Below are 17,161 nucleotides of genomic sequence, written 5' to 3'. Positions count from 1 at the left end.
CGTGCGAGATACAAGGAGGAGACATGACTGACAACGCACCCGCAGCCGAGGGCTGGTTCGCGGGGCTCGCGGCGGACGATCTCGACGCCGCCCGCGATGCGATCGCGGAGGGAGCGGCTCGAGAACCGCAGGCGTGGCCGAGACTGGCCGTCGAGGCGGGATTCGCCGAGGACGAGGCCGACTACTACGATCGGCTCCACGAGGCGACGATGGCCGCGACCCGATCGGCCGTCGAAGCCGACGAGCGGGCCGACGATCGGCAACTCGTCCACGCCGTGCGGGCGATGGACGACTGTACGCGCACGGCGAACGAACTCGCCGAGCGACTCGCCGAGTGGGCCGGCACGATCGATCCCGACGCAGGCACCGGGATCGAGTACGCCCGCGAACTGGCTGCTCGGAAAGCCGACCTGGAGGGAGATCCCGGCCAGGTTAGATCGCTGGCCGAGCGCGTCGCGGGCCTCGCCGACGAGGCCGACGACCTGCGGGAGTTCGTCGAACGCCGGACGCCGACCGTCGCGCCGAACCTCGCCGCGCTCGCGGGGCCGGTGCTCGCGGCCCGGCTGATCTCGCTCGCCGGCGGCCTCGAGGATCTGGCGAAGAAGCCCAGCGGCACGGTCCAGATCCTGGGTGCCGAGGACGCGCTGTTTGCCCACCTCCGTGGTCACGCCCCCTCCCCCAAACACGGGATCATCTACACCCACGACGCGGTTCGTGGCACCCACCCGGAGAACCGGGGCTCGGCCGCCCGCGCGCTCGCCGGCAAACTCGCGATCGCGGCCCGGATCGACCACTACTCGGGCGAGGTGAAGCCCGAACTCGAGGCCGAACTGGCCGATCGGATCGAGACGATCCAGGCCCGGACGACGGGGGAGGACGATGACTGAACCGACGCTCCCGGCCGGCGTCGACCGTCACGAGTTCGACGGGACGACCCGACTCGCGACCCGCGGCAAGCCGGTCTACGGCGAACCGACGGATGGCGAGTGGCGGGCGTGGAACCCGCACCGATCGAAACTCGGGGCGATGCTCGAACTCGGCATGGACACCGGCCTCGCGGGCGGCGAGACGGTGCTGTACCTCGGCGCGGCCAGCGGGACGACGGTGAGCCACGTCGCCGACTTCGCCGGCCCGACGTACGCCGTCGAGTTCGCCGCGCGGCCCGCACGGGATCTGCTCGAGGCCGCAGAGAGCCGTCCGCGGCTGTTCCCGTTGCTCAAGGACGCCCGGAAACCGGAGGCGTACGCCCACGTCGTCGAGGCGGACGTCGACGTCGTCGTCCAGGACGTCGCAACCCGGGGACAGGCCCGCGTGGCTCTCGAAAACGCGCGATTCCTCGCGGACGACGGCCGTCTGCTCCTCGCGGTGAAGGCCCGAAGCGAGGACGTCACCCGCGACCCGGAAGCCGTCTTCGACGACGTCCGTGCGGAACTCGCGGACGGCTACGAACTGCTCGAGGACCGGCGACTCGACGACTACCACACCGATCACCTCGGCGTCGTCGCTCGGCCGCGGTGATGACAGAGGCGTCGTTCGGCCATCTCGATCCCGACACCGTCGAGTAACGATCGACTGGCTACTCAGAATCGTCGCCGGGCGGCGCCGTAGAACCACTCCGCGAGCCGCGGGAACGAAAGCATCGACCCGACCGCGACGACGAACGCGACGACGAGCGAGAGCGGGGCGATCCCGACCGCGTTTGCGACGGCCACGCCGCCGAAGACGGCGACGGTCAGCACGAGGTTGTAGTAGACGAGTCGCAGGAGGATCAACGACGGCGTGATCGCCACCCAGCCCAGCGTGTCCGTCGCGAGGGGCCGGATCCAGCCGCCGCGGATCGCCGTCCCGACGGCGACCATCGTCGTCCACGCGACGACGCCGGCAGCGGTGGCGTCGTAGGCGCCGGTTCCGGGGGCGACCACGATCGCGAACAGAACCGGGAGCGACGGGATCGACACGTCGCCGAACACGGTACTGCAGTCGTGGAGCACGCGTCCGAATCCGCTCTTCTCGACGCGCGCGAGGCTGCCGTACCCGTACCAGGTTCGGCGCGTGGCACTGTATGCGGGCTCCGTCTGCCGGGCCGGGTTGTGCCGATCGCGGTTCACGTCCGTCGTTACACGGGCGATCGTGATAACTGTCGACGATCTGGGTCCCCGCTGCAAGCACATTTCACTATCGATCGGGCTGTAACTATCGAGTAACGATATGTAGGTCTTCGTCGAATTTCTTCGACGCATGTCAACGTATGCCACTCTGGGGGACACGCTGGAACAGACGGTCGATCGGTATCCCGACCGGGACGCGATCGTCTACCCGCGAAAGGATCAGCGCTGGACCTACGCGGAGTTCGACGAACGGGTAAATCGGCTGGCGAACGCGATGCTAGATGCGGGCATCGAGAAGGGCGATCGGGTCGCGACCGTCCTGCACAACGGCTCTGAGATGGCGCTCTCGGTGTACGCGTGTGCGAAGATCGGCGCCGTGTTCACGCCGCTCAACTTCCGGCTTCCGGCCGGCGAGATCGAGTACATCGTCAACGATGCCGAGGCCGAGATGCTGATCTTCGAACCGGAGACGCGCGAGGCGGTCGAGGGTGCCCGTCCGGCCCTCGAGACCGTCGAGACGTACGTTTCGCTCGACGACCCGCCCGAGTACGCGCTCGCGTTCGACGACCTCCTCGAGTCGGGGCGCCCGGAGTCGCCGCCGGTGGTCGTCGACGAGGACGACGTCTACGCGTTCATCTACACCTCGGGAACTACGGGGCGCCCGAAGGGCGTGGTCCACGAACACCGGGACATGGTGGACCACAACCTGCTGTGTATCGCCGAGATGAACGTCACGCGGGACGACGTCGGCCTCTCGGTCATGCCGCTGTACCACTGCGCTGAACTGCACTGCTGTCTGTTTCCGCGGGTTCACCGCGGCGCGACGACCGTCATCCACCACGAGTTCGATCCGCAGGCCGCCCTCGAGGCGATCGAAACCCACGACGTGACGCTCCTGTTCGCCGCGCCGACGGCCTGGAACGGACTGTCGCTGACCGCCGCCGAGATGGACGTCGACGTCTCCTCGCTCCGGCTGGGGCTGTACGGCGCGGCCCCGATGCCGGCACAGGTGCTCGAGAACTGCCGGAAGCACCTCTGTGAGGACTACCTCCAGGCCTACGGCATGACCGAGATCGGGCCCGCCGGCGTCTTCCAGCGCCCGGAGGATCAGCTCTCGAAGCAGGGCTGTGCGGGCCTCCCCGCGCTCAACCACGCCGTCCGGGTCGTCGAATCCGACGCGGACCCAGACCGGGAGGTCGAACGGGGCGAGATCGGCGAGATCCTGATCGCCGGCCCGTGTACGATGCGCGAGTACTGGAACCGACCGGAGGCGACCGATCGATCGCTCCGGGAGGCAGACGGCAAGACGTGGTACTACACCGGCGACCTGGGCTACCGCGACGCGGACGGCTACCTCTACGTCGTCGATCGGAAGGACGACATGATCGTCTCCGGGGGCGAGAACGTCTACCCGGCGGAGGTCGAGGACGTGCTGTTCTCCCACGACGGCGTCGAAGAGGCCGCGGTTCTCGGCGAACCGGACGAGAAGTGGGGCGAGGCCGTCGTCGCGTACGTCGTCGCCGACGAGGACGTCTCCGCGGGCGAACTGGACGCGTTCGCGATCGAGAGCGACGACCTGGCAGACTTCAAGCGCCCGCGGCGGTACTACTTCGTCGACGACCTGCCGAAGAACCCCAGCGGTAAGATACAGAAGTTCAAACTCCGCGAGGACGAGGCGGCCGTCGATCCCGAGGCCGAGTCGATCACGTCCTGATCGATACTCGGGGCTGGTGTACCTCGATCTTCGGCGCGGAGCCTCTCGGAACGCCCGGCGTCGGTGCCAGTGGCTCGGTGGGTGACGTTCTCAAAAATGGGATCTAACGTACGGCGTCGCCGCGCGGCGACGGTCAGCAGTAGATATTAGTTGCGGACGACGTTCGTCGCGCGTGGACCCTTGGGGGCCTGTTCGATGTCGAATTCGATCTCGGTGCCTTCTTCGAGGTCCGGTCCGCCGACGTCCTCCATGTGGAAGAACACGTCTTCGTCCGCGTCGTCCGTCGAAATGAAACCGTAGCCGCCTGTGTCGTTGAAGAAATCAACGTTACCGTTTGCCATTACGAACAAATGTACGGACGTTCCACGGATAACCCTTGCGAGGGTCGTGGTACCACGACCGGGCCACGCGACGATACCGGCTCCCGAGACTCGGTCGGTGGAGCCGTTACCCGCCCTGGGCACCGATCGCGGCCGATCGATCCGACTCCAAACCGTATTTACTGTCGGGGCCGAAAGCCCCCCACGATGGAACGCGGCTCGCGGGATTCGTTCACGCGGATGGGCACGCTGGGGATCGAAGAGGAGTGTTTCGTCGTCGACGAGCGCGGTCGCCCCACGAGCGGGACCGACGACCTCGTCTACGAGCACGACCCGCCCGAAATTCTGGACGGGAGACTCGATCACGAACTCTTCAAGTTCGTCATCGAGACCCAGACCCCCCTGATCGAGGACCCCGGCGACGCCCGCGAGTCGCTCCGCGAGATCCGCGAAGCGCTGCTCGATCACGCCGAGGCCCACGGCTACCGGATCGCCGCCGCCGGCCTCCACCCGCTCGCGAAGTGGCGGCAACTCGAGCACGCCGAGAAGCCCCGTTACCGATCGCAACTCGATCGGATCCAGTATCCACAGCACCGAAACACCACCGCGGGCGTCCACGTTCACGTCGGCGTCGACGACGCGGACAAGGCGGTCTGGATCGCCAACGAACTGCGCTGGTACGTCCCGATCATGCTCGCCCTCTCGGCGAACTCGCCGTACTGGAACGGATTCGACACCGGCCTCCAGTCGGCCCGCGCGAAGATCTTCGAGGGACTGCCCAACACCGGGATGCCGACGCACTTCGAGGACTTCGACGCCTTCGATCGGTTCGAGCGCCGAATGCTGGAATCCGGCGCGATCGAGGACCGGGGCGAACTCTGGTACGACGTCCGCCCGCACACGGCCCACGGAACGGTCGAGTTGCGGACGCCGGACGGACAGGCAGACCCGAACGTCGTGCTGGCGTTCGTCGAGTACGCCCACGCGCTCGTGGAGGCGCTGGCCGAAGCCTACGAGGACGGCACGAGCGGCCACCGCCACCGACGGGAACTGCTCGAGGAGAACAAGTGGCGCGCGATCCGCTACGGCCACGACGCGTCGTTCATCGATCGGGACCTCGAGGGGACCGTCGACCTGGGCGAACTCGTCGATCGCGAGTGCGAACGGCTGGGGATCGACGGGATCAAACGCGTCTACGAGCGCGAGAGCGGGGCGAGTCGACAGCGCCGCCTGCTCGCCGACGAGGGCCCCGACGCGCTGTGCGAATCGCTGTTCTTGCGGTCGTCGTGAGTACGCCCCGCAAAGGTTTAACTCCGCACGAAACTTTGTCCCTCACGAGAGGTCACATGGTTCCAGACGATACCGACGAGGACCGACTGGACGAGGGGGACGGGGACGGTCTCGACGATCGGTCCGCCGCGGGGATCGACGCGGACGAGTCCGGTGAGGAGGGCGAGGGCGTCCGGACCCAGGCGATCGAGGAGGTCGATCAACGGATCGTCGACCTGCTGTCGTGGATCCTGGACACCGAGACGCGGGCCAAGATCTACGTCCACCTGCTGGCAAATCCCGGCAGTACGTCCGAGGAGGTGGCCAAGGGGACGGGTCTCTACCCGAGTACCGTCCGCGAAGCGCTCGCGGAACTGCACGACGAGGAACGGGTCCGCCGCGAGAAGCGGGCGAGCGAGGGCGCGGGGAACAACCCCTACGAGTACAGGGCGATCCAGCCCAGCGACCTCGTCGGCGGCGTCGTCGACCAGGTCCAGCAGGAACTGAACACCATCTTCACGCTCGATCGGGTCATCGACCGCGACGAGGACGCCGAACCGCCGATCGAGGAGTCGGTCGAACCGGTGACGATCACGGTCGACGACACGGCACCGACGATCGATAGTGGCGACGAGGACGACGGGAGCGATCGCGACCGCGCGTCGGACGCGGGCGTCGAGACGGTCGAGTACGACGGCGACGAGGACTCCGAGGAGATGGAGACCATCGACTCCGGGGAGTCGGCCGCCGACGAACCCGACGCCGATAGCGATAACTGATACTCCGACTTCCTAGTCGTCCAGTCCGAGCACTGCAGGCCGTTCGAGTTCGACGTCCCGATCGACGGCGCGGGCCGTCGTGGTGGGCCAGTTACCCGTCGTCGTCAGCACGTCGATCCCGTCGGCGGTCACGAGCGCGGTATCCTCGCTTTTCGCACCCTCGACCGTCGGGTTCCAGGCGTACGCCATCGGCGTCTCGACCGCGGCGTCGTGGCCCGGTGTCGCGATCCACTCTCGGCCGGCGAAGCCGGCGGCCCCGCCCTGGTGGTGGTTCTCCCACTCGCCCGCGTAGCCGAGTGCATCGTAGGCGTTCTGGATCGCCTCGAAGACGTCACCGGCGGTGCCGCCGGCCGCTGCGACGTCCCTGGTCGCCGCGAGCGCCGTCGTCTCGACCCGGGCGGCGGTCGCGTGTCGATCCTCCAGCCACGACGGCGGATCGAACGCGACGGTCCGGGTGCAACTGGCGTGCAGGCCGGCGCGTTCGGCGGTGACGGAGACGAGACAGTAGCCGCCCAGTTCGGCGTCGGTCGGCGTGTAGTGGCGGTACTGCTGGGCACGTTCCTCACCGCCGACGAGCACAACGGGGGCCTCGATGCCCCGGGCCGAGAGCGCGACCCGCAGGGCCGACGCGACCTCGTGTTCGGTGTCCTCGGCGCGCAGTTCCCGGCAGACCGACTCGACGGCGGCGGCCGTCTCCTGCCCGAGGTCGCGGTACCGGTCCCGATCGCGCTCCGTCAGCGGCTGGCGCAGCGTCGACGGATCGACCCGATCGAGTCCGGGAACGTCGACGTCCGCCGCCGCCCGCTCGTCGGCCCCGACGCGCGCGGCGATCGCCTCGCCGAGCGACGAGGCGTGCCACGAGAACCGTTCGACCGTGGGATCGTCGAGGTCCGGCAGTTCCTCGGCTGCGATCCGATCGGCCTCGATGTTGTTCGTCACGACGCGAAGGTCCTCGCCGTCGTAGCCGACGGCCGCGACGCCGGCGTCGGTCTCCCGATCGACGACGTTGCTCCCGCCCGTCAGCCACGCAAACGAGTTCGGCCGCGCGAACCAGACCGAGTCGAGATCCTGGCTGTCGAGATACGCCGCGAGTCGCTCGCGTTTGCTCATGCGGGATGCTGGCGTGGCCGACCCTTGAATCCGACGAACACCGAGTCGTCGCCCGCGGTGACTGTCCGTTCCGCGTGGTCCAGCTGCCAATTCCTGCGCGGTAAGAACGACTCGGGGAACCTAAGTACGGCAGGCCCTAATCCCACGCCAGAACGCCCGTGTCGACCGACAATCGTACCTCTCGTCCCACGGTTCGATCGCTGATCGCCCGGTTCGGCTTTCCCCATCTGCTCGCGACGACGCTCGTGCTGGTCGCGGCGACGATCCTCCTCGGAATCGCGGCGAAGGCGACCGGGTCGGGACTGGCCTGTGAGGCGAACTGGCCCCAGTGTGACGGCGGCCCGTTCAACCTGCTCCCAGCCACGATCCCGAGTTTCTACGAGTGGATCCACCGCTTCGTCGCAATGTTCGCCGGCTTCGCGATCATCGGCTCGGCCCTCGCCGCGTGGCGCTCGCCGACCGTCGACCGTCGCGTCGCGTCGCTGGTCGTCCTCGGGATGATGCTGACGCCGATCCAGGTGTACCTCGGCCGCGAGACCGTCCTCCAGTACCAGATGGAGATCCTGTCGTTGCACTTCTGGACGGCCGTCCTGATCTTCTCGACGTACGTCGTCGCGACCGTCCTCGTCTGGAAATCGTCGCTGACCGCAACGCACGTCACCGGTGCGCTCGGGCTCGGACTCGTCGCGTTACCCCTCCACGTCGCGCTCAGCCCGATCGATCTCGGCCTGGTGACGGAGTACACGCCGACGATCCAGCTGGTACAGTACGGCGTGACCCTCACGTTGCTCGCGTCGGTCATCGTCGCCACGATGGTCGGCCGGTGGCGACTCGAGGACGGTCGGCTGATCGGTCTCTTGAGCGGTTCGATCGTCCTGGCGTACGTGATCGCCTACCTCGGACGCCGATCCGTGATGACGTTCAGCCCCGCGCTCGACGGGCTCTACCTCGTCACCGTGTTCTCCCTCGCCGTGGTCTTCGTCGTCGGCATCTGGCGAAGTCGGGCCGTCGGGGATCGATCGCCGACCGCCCTGTCGCCGTAGCACCGACGCCGATCGACCCGTCCGTTTCGCCGCGCTCAGCCGGCGAGACTGATGACCGTCGCCGCGACGAGCACGGCCCCGACGCCGAGTCCGAACAGTGCGTAGTTCGCGATCGGGTTCCCGGCCCGCACCACGTCGAAGGAGTACCGGCGGCGCGAGACCGGCCAGAACGGTCGGACTCCCATCGGCGTCAGCGCGTCGGCGAGGATGTGCGAACCGATCGAGAGAACGCCGACGAGGAACGCGAAGCCGACGAATCCGGCGTCGACGATCGGTGACGACGACGCCACCAGTACCGACGTCGCGGCGGCCAGTCCGAACCCGACGAGCACGGCGAACAGCACCGTGTGCGTGGGACCACGATGGTCGATCAGCGGGATCCGGTGATCCAGGTCGGGAACCGTCGACAGGGAGACACAGACCAGGGCGCCGACGATCGCGGCCGGTTCGTAGCCGGCGACGGCGACGGCGGCACCCACGGGCGCGTAGGCGAACAGGGCAGCACCGTAGTGACCGACCTGATACATACGTGACGCGAAACCGGGTACCGACGTATAAAACTACCGTCCCGTTGCCGGCCGACCCGGGGGGTCAACCGGGGGTTTCGGCCGACCGGCGCCCCTGTCGAACGGCGGGGAGGCCGGCACAAGAGGCAGGCTCGCCGGGTCGCCCGTCGTTCATAAATGGCTTCGATATCCAACCGCCCGATTCTTGTAAGTACGACGGAATAGTTCGCTAGCCTCCAATGTTTCGTCGTGTGCGACGTGGCCCAGTCCGACGGCCGTCGGGTGCCGTACCGATCGCAACGGCTGTGCAGCCGCGCGGGAACGGAATCGAGAGGGAGAATCGGCAATGAGCGTTATCGCGACGATCGAGGTGCCGTCCGACGAGTTCCCACTCAGGTCGCTGTTCGACGTGGCGAGCGACGCGACGGTGACGGTGGAGACGACGGTGCCCGCGAGCGATGTCGCCGTCCCCTACTTCTGGGTCCCGGTCGGCGCCACGGAGTCGCTCGTCGAGGCGCTCGAGAGCGATCCGAACGTCGCCGACGCGGTGGTCGTCGACGAGACCGACGCGCACGTCCTCGTGAAAGTGACGTGGACGGACAGGGTCAACGGCGTGCTCCAGTCGATCCGGGAGAGCAACGCGCTCGTGACCAGTGCCGCCGGCACCGTCGATAGCTGGACCTTCCGTCTCCGATTTCCATCCGCCGAGGAACTCTCCGCGTTCTACTCGCGGTGTCTCGATCAGGGCATCTCGATCGAGCTGATCCAGTTACACGAGTCGGTCAGTCCGGACGGCAACCGCCGGTTCGGACTCACTGCCCCACAGCGCGAACTCGTCCTCGGCGCGTACGAGGCGGGCTACTTCGAGGTCCCGCGGAAGACGACGCTCGTCGAACTCGCCGATCGGTTCGACATCTCCGATTCCGCGGTTTCGCAACGACTGCGTCGTGGCCTCGCCACGCTCGTCGAATCCACGTTGCGGGTCGATCCGGAACCGTCCCCGCGCGACGTCGCCCACATCGGTCCCGATCCGGACGCCGGCGAGGAGTAACTGCCACCGGTGACCGTGACGTAGCGGCCCGCCAACTTCGGCCGTGACCGTCCCCGCTGACGGCGACCGTGACCGCCCGCTGACCGCGACCGCGGCGGTTATAGGTCGCGACAACTTTCCCACGACCGTGCAAAACGTCACCGACAGGATCAGCAATCCGTTCGGCATGCGACCACCGTTCGATCGGAGCGACCCCGGCGATCGAACCGCGGTCTTCGGCTACGGTGACGCCAACGCGGACTTCCACGTGATCGGCGATCACCCGGGGGTCCACGGCGGCGCGTTGACCGGCGTGCCGTTCACGGCGAACGAGTCGGGATGGGCCGTCCAGGACGTCTGTCGCGAGGTGGGTTTCGCGAGCGGTCCGTCTTCGCGCCCCGAACTGGAGAACTGCTTCTGGAGTTACATTCACATGTGTTGCCTGCCGGACGGCCGTCGGCCGACCGAGACGGAGTACGCCGACTGCGAACCGTACTTCGACGCCGAACTGCGGGCGATCAACGCGCACGTCCTCCTCTCCGTCGGCGAGCAGGCGACCGATCACGTGCTCCGGGAGTACACCACGCAACGCGGGCGACTGGAACTGGACATGGCTTCGCTACACGGCACCGAGATCCGCGGCCGCGGGTTCATGGTCGTCCCGATCATGGAGCCGACGGATTGGGTGAACAGCGATCGGGATCGCCTCGTCTCGCGACTCGAGGCGATCCTCGGACGGGATTACAGACAGACGAAAGGCGTCGCGACGATGGTCGGTTAGACGATCAGCGGCCGAACCGTTTCCTGATCGATGCCCGGAGCGTCAGTCCCAGCGCACCGATCAGCGGGACGAGCACGAACGCGGCGAACTCCGCCGGCAGCGACTGGATCTCGCCCCTTCCCAGGGCGAACCCGATCGCCGGTGCCAGGACTGCCAGCACGTAGCCGTACGACGGCGACCAGCCGGGGAGCTGTCGGGTCCGGTAGACGATCACGCCGAACAGCACCGGCATGAGCGTCGCGCCAGCGAGTAAGGGGCCGCCGAGCAGCGTCGTCGACGCGCCGATTGCGACCGCGACGACGATCGTCTCGTCGATCGTGACCGGCCCCCACGTATCCCGTCGCCAGACCGCCCGGGACAGTCCGACGATCGCGAGCGCGGCGACGACAACGCCGGCGAGCACCCCGTACCACTGGGTCGGGGGCAGCGGCGGCGTCACGAGTTCGACCCCCGTGACGAACTCGATCGGTGGCTGGATCCCGTACCGCTGGGTCGTGACCGCGTCCCAGAGGGCGGCCGGGTCGGCACCGATCGCCGTCAGGTCGGCCCACAGCAGGCGCAGCGGGTCGGCGTTCTCACGCCCGTAGTGACCGAGACCGACGACGTAGGTGAGCACGGAGAGCCAGATCAGGGGCCAGGCGAAGTTCTGGCGGTGCCACCACCGGACGAGTGCGTTGTCGGCGAAGCGGCCGGCGTTCGACCCGGTTTCGCCGGCGGTTCCGTGGGTCGATCCCACACCGCGACCTCCGGTCGCCGTCCCGCCGTTCGTCGCGGTCGCGTTCCCCGTCGCACCCCCGGTGGCTCCCGACGTGGATGCGTCGCCGGGTGACCCGGTCGCCGACGCCCCGGCACTGCCGGTCGCGGAACCCGTGGCAGTACTGGCGCTCGCACCGCTCGCAGTCCGCGACCGGGTGCGATTCGATCCCGTCGTTTCGGTCGAGGAACCCGTCGTCGCAGTCGCCTCTGTAGCGCCGGTCGACGACGTCCCGGACGCGTCGGTCTCGCTCCGCCAGACGTTGGGCGAGGGCAGGCCGCTCGTTCGCTTCGCGACGTAGTCCTCGTGGCCGAGTCGATCGTAGGCCTGTCGCTCGACCGGATCGCCGAGGATGTCGTAGGCCTTCTTGACCGCCGTGAACTGTGCCTGCGCGCGGTCGTCGTCGTTCAGGTCCGGATGATAGGCGCGAACTTTCTCGCGGTAGGCCTCCTTGATCTCGTTCTGGGAGGCGTCGGAGGGGATCTCGAGAAGGTCGTAGAAGTCCTCAGTCATGTGAGAGTCGGGGGCGGGTGTCGTATCGTACGTTCTTCACGCGGGGTTATATGTCCGCTGGATTTCGATTCGGTTGAACTGCGTGCCGGAGGTAATTGGGTATTTCGGCCGTCGGCGGCCGATCGATCCGCGACCTGTAGCGGCGCGGACACCACATGGCCTCACGAAAAGTCAGTCAGCGACGACTGTCCAGCAGGCAGGTTCCTGGTTCCATCGGAGCCGTCCGTTCCCGATCCGTCGTTCATCTCCGCTCCATCATCCGTTCCCGGCCTGTCGTCCGCCTCCAAGCCGGATTCGGTCGGGTCGTCTCCACCCCTCTCGTCGATCCCGTCGGCCGCGGCCCCGTCCCAGCCGTCGAGACGGGCCTGGTCGGAACCGGTGAACTCGAGGTTCGCCACCCGAACGCCCAGTTTGCGGACCGGTTCGTCCTCGAACTCCGCGAAGAGGTCCCGCGCGATCCGATCGACGAGGGCCGGTTCGTCGACCGGGCCGGGAAGCGATCGCTCGCGCGTGTTGACGTCGTACGGCGGCGTGACCGCCTTGACGCCGATCGTTCGGTAGAGCGCGCCCTCACGTCGGGCTCGATCGGCGACGGCCGCCGCGAGCGTCTCTATCAGGTCGTACTTCGGCTCGGGTTCCGAGACCGGTTCGGCGAAGGCCGACTCCCGCGAGAAACTCTTCGGATCGCCCTTCGGTTCGACCCGCCGGTCGTCCTCGCCGCGGGCCCGATCGTAGAGTTCCCGGCCCCGCTCCCCGAACCGATCGACGAGCGGGTCGGGATCGGCGGCCGCGACGTCGCCAGCCGTCTCGAGGCCCATCTCCCGCAGTTCGCGGGCCGTGACGGGGCCGACGCCGTGGAGCAGGTCGACCTCGAGGGGCGCGAGGAACTCGCGGAGTTCGCCGGGTTCGACGACCGTGAGGCCGTCCGGCTTGTCGAAGTCGCTGGCGATCTTGGCCGCGCTCATCGTGGGTGCGACGCCGACGCTGACGACGACGCCGACCTCCCGGCGGATCCGGTCTTTGACGTGGCGGGCGAACCCGTCCGCGACCTCCCACGCCGTCCGCTCGGTGACGTCGAGGTAGGCCTCGTCGATGCTTACCTCCCGAACCACGTCGGCACAGTCGTGGAGGATGTCCTGTACCGCCGTCGCGATCGACTCGTAGTAGTCCATGTCGACGGGCCGGTAGTAGCCGGTCTCCTCGCGGGTGAGGTCGGGGTCGTGGTCCTCGGCGTCGGGATCCAGGGCAGCACGCCGGGGCAGGCGCTCCAGCGCCGTCGAGATGGCCTGCGCGCTCTCGACGCCGAACTCGCGGGCCTCGTAGCTCGCGGTCGCGACCGCTCCGATCGTCTCCCCGGGTTCGTACCCCATGCCGACGACGACCGGTTCGTCCCGCAGTTCGGGCTCGCGAAGCCGCTCGCAGGCCGCGTAGAAACAGTCCGCATCGACGTGACAGACGATCCGCTCCTCGTCGTCGTCCGCCTCGACGCCCGGCAGTCGCGGCCCGTCGCCCATTCGTTGTCCGATCGGTTCGGCCGAATCGTTGTGAACGTTGCGCCCCCGCGATCGACGCGCCGCTCGGGAACGACCGGACGGGCGTCAGTTGTAGCCGCGCCAGCGGTGGCCACACTCGGTACACTTGAAAAAGCGCGTCGGCGGTTCGTCGGCGGACGCCGTCTGCTTGAGGGTGTACCACGCCTCCTGGGTCCCACACTCGTCACAGATCACGTCCGTCGCTTTCGGTTTCCCCTCGAAGTTCGCGTCCTCCGAGGACTCGATCACGTCGTCGTCGGTCTGAGACTCCGTCGAGACGAACTCGTCCTCGCGATCGCGGTCCCGCGGCGTCGACGCGCCGCAGTTCGTACAGACCATGCGATCGCCCTCCGCTTTCATCATGGATCCGCAGTCGTCGCAGAACTGCATGCCCGGGGGTACGTCCTCGTCCTGCAAAAAGACTCCACTGGACGGGCACCGACAGTCGGCGTCCACCGATCGCACGACGGCTATGCGATCGACGACGACCTGGTTCGATATCGACGGCTACCGGCGGTCACTCGCGGGGCCCCGCCCGGCGTCCCGCATGTACTCGTCGAGCGTTTCCGCGAGCGTCTCTGCGAACGCCTCGTCGTTGATGTCGGTCTCCGACTGGACGAGTTCGACGTCGTCGTCGAGCGACGACCGCAGCGCATCGAACAGCGCAGCGTCCGCGTCGGGATCGTGGAACGCTTCGCCCTCGACGTCGATCGCCGAGACGCCTCCGAGCGGGAGTACGAGCGCGGTCGGACCGGTCGCTGCGTTGAGTTTTCCCGCGATGATCTCCCCGAGTTCGGCGTTCTCTTCGGGCGTCGTCCGCATGAGCGTCACCTGCGGGTTGTGAACGTGGAACTGCCGTCCCTCGAACTCCTCGGGCACCGACTCGCGCGGTCCGAAGTTGACCATGTCGAGCGCGCCCGTCGAGACGACCTGCGGGACGCCTTCCCTCCCGGCCGCGTTGAGGCGGTCCGGGCCGGCGTTGAGCACGCCGCCGACCAGTTCGTCGGCCCACTCGGTCGTCGTGACGTCCAGCACGCCGTCGATGACGCCCTCCTCGACGAGCGACTCCATCGCGTGACCGCCCGTGCCGGTCGCGTGGAAGACGATCGTCTCGTAGCCCATCTCCTCGAGTCTCTCGCGGGCCGTCTGCACGCAGGGCGTCGTGACGCCGAACATCGTGATGCCGATCGTCGGTCGGTCGTCGACCTCGACGTCGGGTTCGTTCGCGACCATCCCGACCATCGCGAGGGCGGCGTTGGCGATGACCTGCCGCGAGAGCTGATTCAATCCCTCGATATCCGCGACCGAGTACAGCATCATGACGTCCCGGGAGCCGACGTAGGGCTCCGTATCGCCGGACGCCATCGTCGACACCATGAGCTTCGGAACGCCGATCGGCAGCGCCCGCATCGCCGTCGTCGCGATCGAGGTGTTGCCCGACCCGCCGAGTCCGAGGACGCCGTCGAGGACTCCCTGGTCGTGTAACCGCTGGGCGATTTCGGCTGCCCCGTTGCCCATCGCTTCCATCGCTTCGCCGCGATCGGCCTCGTCTCGCAGGTCCTCGAGCGTCGTCCCGGCCGCCTCGGCAACGTCGCTCGCGGACGTCTCCGGCTCGAACCCCGGTTCGCCCACGACGCCGGTGTCGACGACGTGGACGTCCACGCCCTGGGCTTCGACGACGTCCCTGGCGAAGCCGATCTCCTCGGCTTTCGTGTCCAGCGTGCCGACGATGACGACGCTCATGGATCGGACTCCCCCTCCCCGACGTATTCTGCTGTCGGCAACTCCCCTGCCGGGACGATCTCACACTCCGGAAGGTCGGCCAGCACGTTTTCCGGCCCGGGCGGCGCGTACACGGCCAGGAGGAGCAACGGTTCCCAGCCGGTGTTGACGGTGCCGTGTTCGACCCCTTCCGGGACGAACACCATCTCGCCCGCCGTGATCTCGCGCGTCTCGTCCGCGACCTCCTGCTCGCCCGTTCCCCGGAGGACGTAGAGAATCTCGTCGCTCTCGGGGTGGGTGTGTCGTTCGTGGCCTTTGCCCGGTTCGAGTTTCACGACCCCCGCGCTGAAGCGATCGCCACCGGTGACCTCGGGCGTGCTCAGCCACTTGAGGACGCCCCAGTCGAACACCTGGCTCTCGACGTCGTCCGGTTCGACGAAGTACGGTGTCTCCGACATGGTCAGAACTCGATCGATTTGAATTCGCGGGCCTGGTTCTCGATCGCCTCCTCGGTCGGCAGTCGTTCGAGGCTGGACGCGCCGAAGAAGCCCACGACGCCCTCCGTGTTGTTCAGGACGTACTCGGCGTCGTCCGGCCACGCGATCGGACCGCCGTGACAGATGACCAGGACGTCGTCGTCGACGTCCGTGGCCGCGTCGTGATGAGCCTGCACCCGTTCGGCGGCCGTCTCCAGATCGAGCGCGGTTTCGGCACCGATGTCCCCCGAGGTCGTCAGCCCCATGTGCGACACGATCATGTCGGCCCCGGCGTCGGCCATCTCGCGGGCCTGATCCTCGCTGAAGACGTACGGGCACGTGAGCATACCCTGTTCGGACGCCTCCCGGATCATGTCGACCTCCTTGTCGTAGCCCATGCCCGTCTCCTCGATGTTCTGCCGGAACTGACTGTCCTCGTCGATGAGTCCGACCGTCGGGAAGTTCTGGACGCCCGAGAATCCGCGTCGTTTGAGGTCCTCGATGAAGACGTCCATCTGGCGGAACGGATCGGTTCCGTTGACGCCCGCGAGAACGGGCGTGTCCTCCACGACCGGCAACACCTGCCGGCCCATGTCGAGGACGATCTCGTTTGCGTCGCCGTACGGGAGCAGGCCGGCCAGCGAGCCCCGGCCGTTCATTCGGTAGCGTCCCGAATTGTAGATGATCAGCAGGTCGACGCCGCCGCGCTCGGCGAACTTCGCCGACATTCCCGTCCCCGCACCGGCGCCGACGATCGGCTCTCCGCTCGATACGGTCTCGCGTAGCCGCGTCAGCGATTCTTCGCGTGTGAATGACATACGATACCGTATGCCGACCATCCCCTGTCTATTCAACGTTCCTGTAGTCGTGTTGTCACGTAAGGATCGACACGACCGCTTCGGTGCCGTTACCCGCCAGGTCGTCTGAACGTGTAGGTCACGTCGTCGGCGTCGATCGTGAGCGCTCCCGCGTCGTGGTCCACCACGAGGTCGACCGCCTCGTCCTGCTCGAACTCGTGGAGCGGCATCCCCGTGCTAACGCGTCCGTTTCGCGTCACCTCGACGCGTGCGGATCCGAAGTCGAGCAGAATCCGATCGTCTTCGGCGGTCACGTCGCCGGTCTCGCCGAACCGGCGCAGTTCGTCACGCACCGTTTCCCAGTCGGTGAGTGGAATGCGTGTTGCCATATGCTGGTATACGGCCGCCGTGAACTACTAGTGCCGGGACGATCAGGGTCGTTCTTCCCCGTCGACGAACGGATCGGATGGACTCTCCGGAATAACTGGCCGACACCCGTATAGAGGATGAGTGTAGCACGATTGCTTCGGTTGTTTGGCGCCGTAGCTGATGAACCAGCCGATCAGTCGACCTGACCATTGAACGCATAACTCCCATCAATTCAATTATATAACACAACATCCTAGTCGACTGAACCATCCGACTGACCGAGTTTGCTCTGCCTCGCGGTAATGTATCAACGAGAGCCAGTCCCAAGAAAACACTTG

Annotated in this window: 19 protein-coding genes; 8 read left to right on the top strand and 11 right to left on the bottom strand. The window is 67.3% G+C overall.

The window, feature by feature from the left end:
- Positions 1–23 precede the first annotated feature (23 nt).
- Positions 24–887 (top strand): NOP5/NOP56 family protein, encoded by an 864-nt coding sequence (locus tag AC6I6X_RS05430; RefSeq protein ID WP_497929476.1) that lies wholly within the window; start codon positions 24–26, stop codon positions 885–887.
- Positions 880–1,518, top strand: a complete 639-nt coding sequence (locus tag AC6I6X_RS05425) for a fibrillarin-like rRNA/tRNA 2'-O-methyltransferase (RefSeq protein ID WP_497929475.1) — start codon at positions 880–882, stop codon at positions 1,516–1,518. The genes AC6I6X_RS05430 and AC6I6X_RS05425 overlap by 8 nt, the downstream gene beginning before the upstream one ends.
- 62 nt (positions 1,519–1,580) lie before the next feature.
- On the opposite strand, the gene AC6I6X_RS05420 is transcribed toward AC6I6X_RS05425, so the two are convergent.
- Entirely contained in the window at positions 1,581–2,108 is a 528-nt protein-coding gene (locus tag AC6I6X_RS05420) for a DUF8215 family protein (protein ID WP_497929474.1), read from the bottom strand.
- A gap of 130 nt (positions 2,109–2,238) precedes the next feature.
- Between AC6I6X_RS05420 and AC6I6X_RS05415 the strand changes: the two genes are divergently transcribed.
- Positions 2,239–3,822, top strand: a complete 1,584-nt coding sequence (locus AC6I6X_RS05415) for a fatty acid--CoA ligase (protein ID WP_497929473.1) — start codon at positions 2,239–2,241, stop codon at positions 3,820–3,822.
- 146 nt (positions 3,823–3,968) lie between these two features.
- Here AC6I6X_RS05415 and AC6I6X_RS05410 read toward each other — a convergent pair whose 3' ends face one another.
- Entirely contained in the window at positions 3,969–4,163 is a 195-nt protein-coding gene (locus tag AC6I6X_RS05410) for a cold-shock protein (protein ID WP_265111831.1), read from the bottom strand.
- Between the two features lie 186 nt (positions 4,164–4,349).
- On the opposite strand from AC6I6X_RS05410, the gene AC6I6X_RS05405 reads away from it, so the two are divergent.
- On the top strand, positions 4,350–5,432 hold the full coding sequence (locus AC6I6X_RS05405) for a glutamate--cysteine ligase (RefSeq protein ID WP_497929472.1): 1,083 nt from the start codon (positions 4,350–4,352) through the stop codon (positions 5,430–5,432).
- Positions 5,433–5,488: 56 nt separating this feature from the next.
- Positions 5,489–6,190, top strand: coding sequence for a helix-turn-helix domain-containing protein (locus AC6I6X_RS05400; RefSeq protein WP_497929471.1), 702 nt, complete (start codon positions 5,489–5,491; stop codon positions 6,188–6,190).
- Between the two features lie 12 nt (positions 6,191–6,202).
- Here the strand turns inward: AC6I6X_RS05400 and AC6I6X_RS05395 are convergent, their stop codons facing one another.
- The gene (locus tag AC6I6X_RS05395; RefSeq protein WP_497929470.1) at positions 6,203–7,300 is read right to left on the bottom strand and encodes a M24 family metallopeptidase; all 1,098 of its coding nucleotides are present in this window, start codon (positions 7,298–7,300) and stop codon (positions 6,203–6,205) included.
- 158 nt (positions 7,301–7,458) lie between these two features.
- Here AC6I6X_RS05395 and AC6I6X_RS05390 point away from each other — a divergent pair, with 158 nt between their 5' ends.
- Positions 7,459–8,343, top strand: a complete 885-nt coding sequence (locus AC6I6X_RS05390; protein WP_497929469.1) for a COX15/CtaA family protein — start codon at positions 7,459–7,461, stop codon at positions 8,341–8,343.
- Between the two features lie 35 nt (positions 8,344–8,378).
- Here AC6I6X_RS05390 and AC6I6X_RS05385 read toward each other — a convergent pair whose 3' ends face one another.
- Positions 8,379–8,870, bottom strand: a complete 492-nt coding sequence (locus AC6I6X_RS05385; protein ID WP_497929468.1) for a metal-dependent hydrolase — start codon at positions 8,868–8,870, stop codon at positions 8,379–8,381.
- 325 nt (positions 8,871–9,195) lie between these two features.
- Between AC6I6X_RS05385 and AC6I6X_RS05380 the strand changes: the two genes are divergently transcribed.
- Both AC6I6X_RS05380 and AC6I6X_RS05375 read left to right on the top strand, forming a co-directional pair.
- Positions 9,196–9,900 (top strand): helix-turn-helix domain-containing protein, encoded by a 705-nt coding sequence (locus tag AC6I6X_RS05380; RefSeq protein ID WP_497929467.1) that lies wholly within the window; start codon positions 9,196–9,198, stop codon positions 9,898–9,900.
- A gap of 127 nt (positions 9,901–10,027) precedes the next feature.
- A complete protein-coding gene (locus tag AC6I6X_RS05375; RefSeq protein ID WP_497929466.1) occupies positions 10,028–10,660 on the top strand; it encodes a uracil-DNA glycosylase family protein in 633 nt (210 codons plus the stop codon).
- Between the two features lie 4 nt (positions 10,661–10,664).
- On the opposite strand, the gene AC6I6X_RS05370 is transcribed toward AC6I6X_RS05375, so the two are convergent.
- From AC6I6X_RS05370 to AC6I6X_RS05340, 7 genes are all read right to left on the bottom strand, one after another.
- The gene (locus AC6I6X_RS05370) at positions 10,665–11,927 is read right to left on the bottom strand and encodes a J domain-containing protein (RefSeq protein ID WP_497929465.1); all 1,263 of its coding nucleotides are present in this window, start codon (positions 11,925–11,927) and stop codon (positions 10,665–10,667) included.
- A 161-nt stretch (positions 11,928–12,088) separates the two neighbouring features.
- Complete coding sequence (locus AC6I6X_RS05365; RefSeq protein WP_497929464.1) at positions 12,089–13,441, bottom strand: DNA polymerase Y family protein; 1,353 nt, start codon at positions 13,439–13,441, stop codon at positions 12,089–12,091.
- Between the two features lie 84 nt (positions 13,442–13,525).
- On the bottom strand, positions 13,526–13,849 hold the full coding sequence (locus AC6I6X_RS05360) for a transcription factor S (protein WP_497929463.1): 324 nt from the start codon (positions 13,847–13,849) through the stop codon (positions 13,526–13,528).
- A 117-nt stretch (positions 13,850–13,966) separates the two neighbouring features.
- Positions 13,967–15,202 carry a Tm-1-like ATP-binding domain-containing protein gene (locus AC6I6X_RS05355; RefSeq protein WP_497929462.1) on the bottom strand — a complete coding sequence of 412 codons (1,236 nt, stop codon included), beginning with the start codon at positions 15,200–15,202 and terminating at the stop codon, positions 13,967–13,969.
- Positions 15,199–15,639: a cupin domain-containing protein gene (locus AC6I6X_RS05350; RefSeq protein WP_497929461.1), complete on the bottom strand. Its 441-nt coding sequence runs from the start codon at positions 15,637–15,639 to the stop codon at positions 15,199–15,201. The genes AC6I6X_RS05355 and AC6I6X_RS05350 overlap by 4 nt, the downstream gene beginning before the upstream one ends.
- Before the next feature lie 2 nt (positions 15,640–15,641).
- A complete protein-coding gene (locus AC6I6X_RS05345) occupies positions 15,642–16,475 on the bottom strand; it encodes a phosphoenolpyruvate hydrolase family protein (protein WP_497929460.1) in 834 nt (277 codons plus the stop codon).
- A gap of 89 nt (positions 16,476–16,564) precedes the next feature.
- Entirely contained in the window at positions 16,565–16,843 is a 279-nt protein-coding gene (locus AC6I6X_RS05340) for a hypothetical protein (RefSeq protein WP_497929459.1), read from the bottom strand.
- Between the last annotated feature and the right edge of the window lie 318 nt (positions 16,844–17,161).

Source organism: Halosolutus sp. YCN4 (genome assembly GCF_059736495.1).
This window is presented reverse-complemented; position numbering and strand designations above follow the sequence as displayed.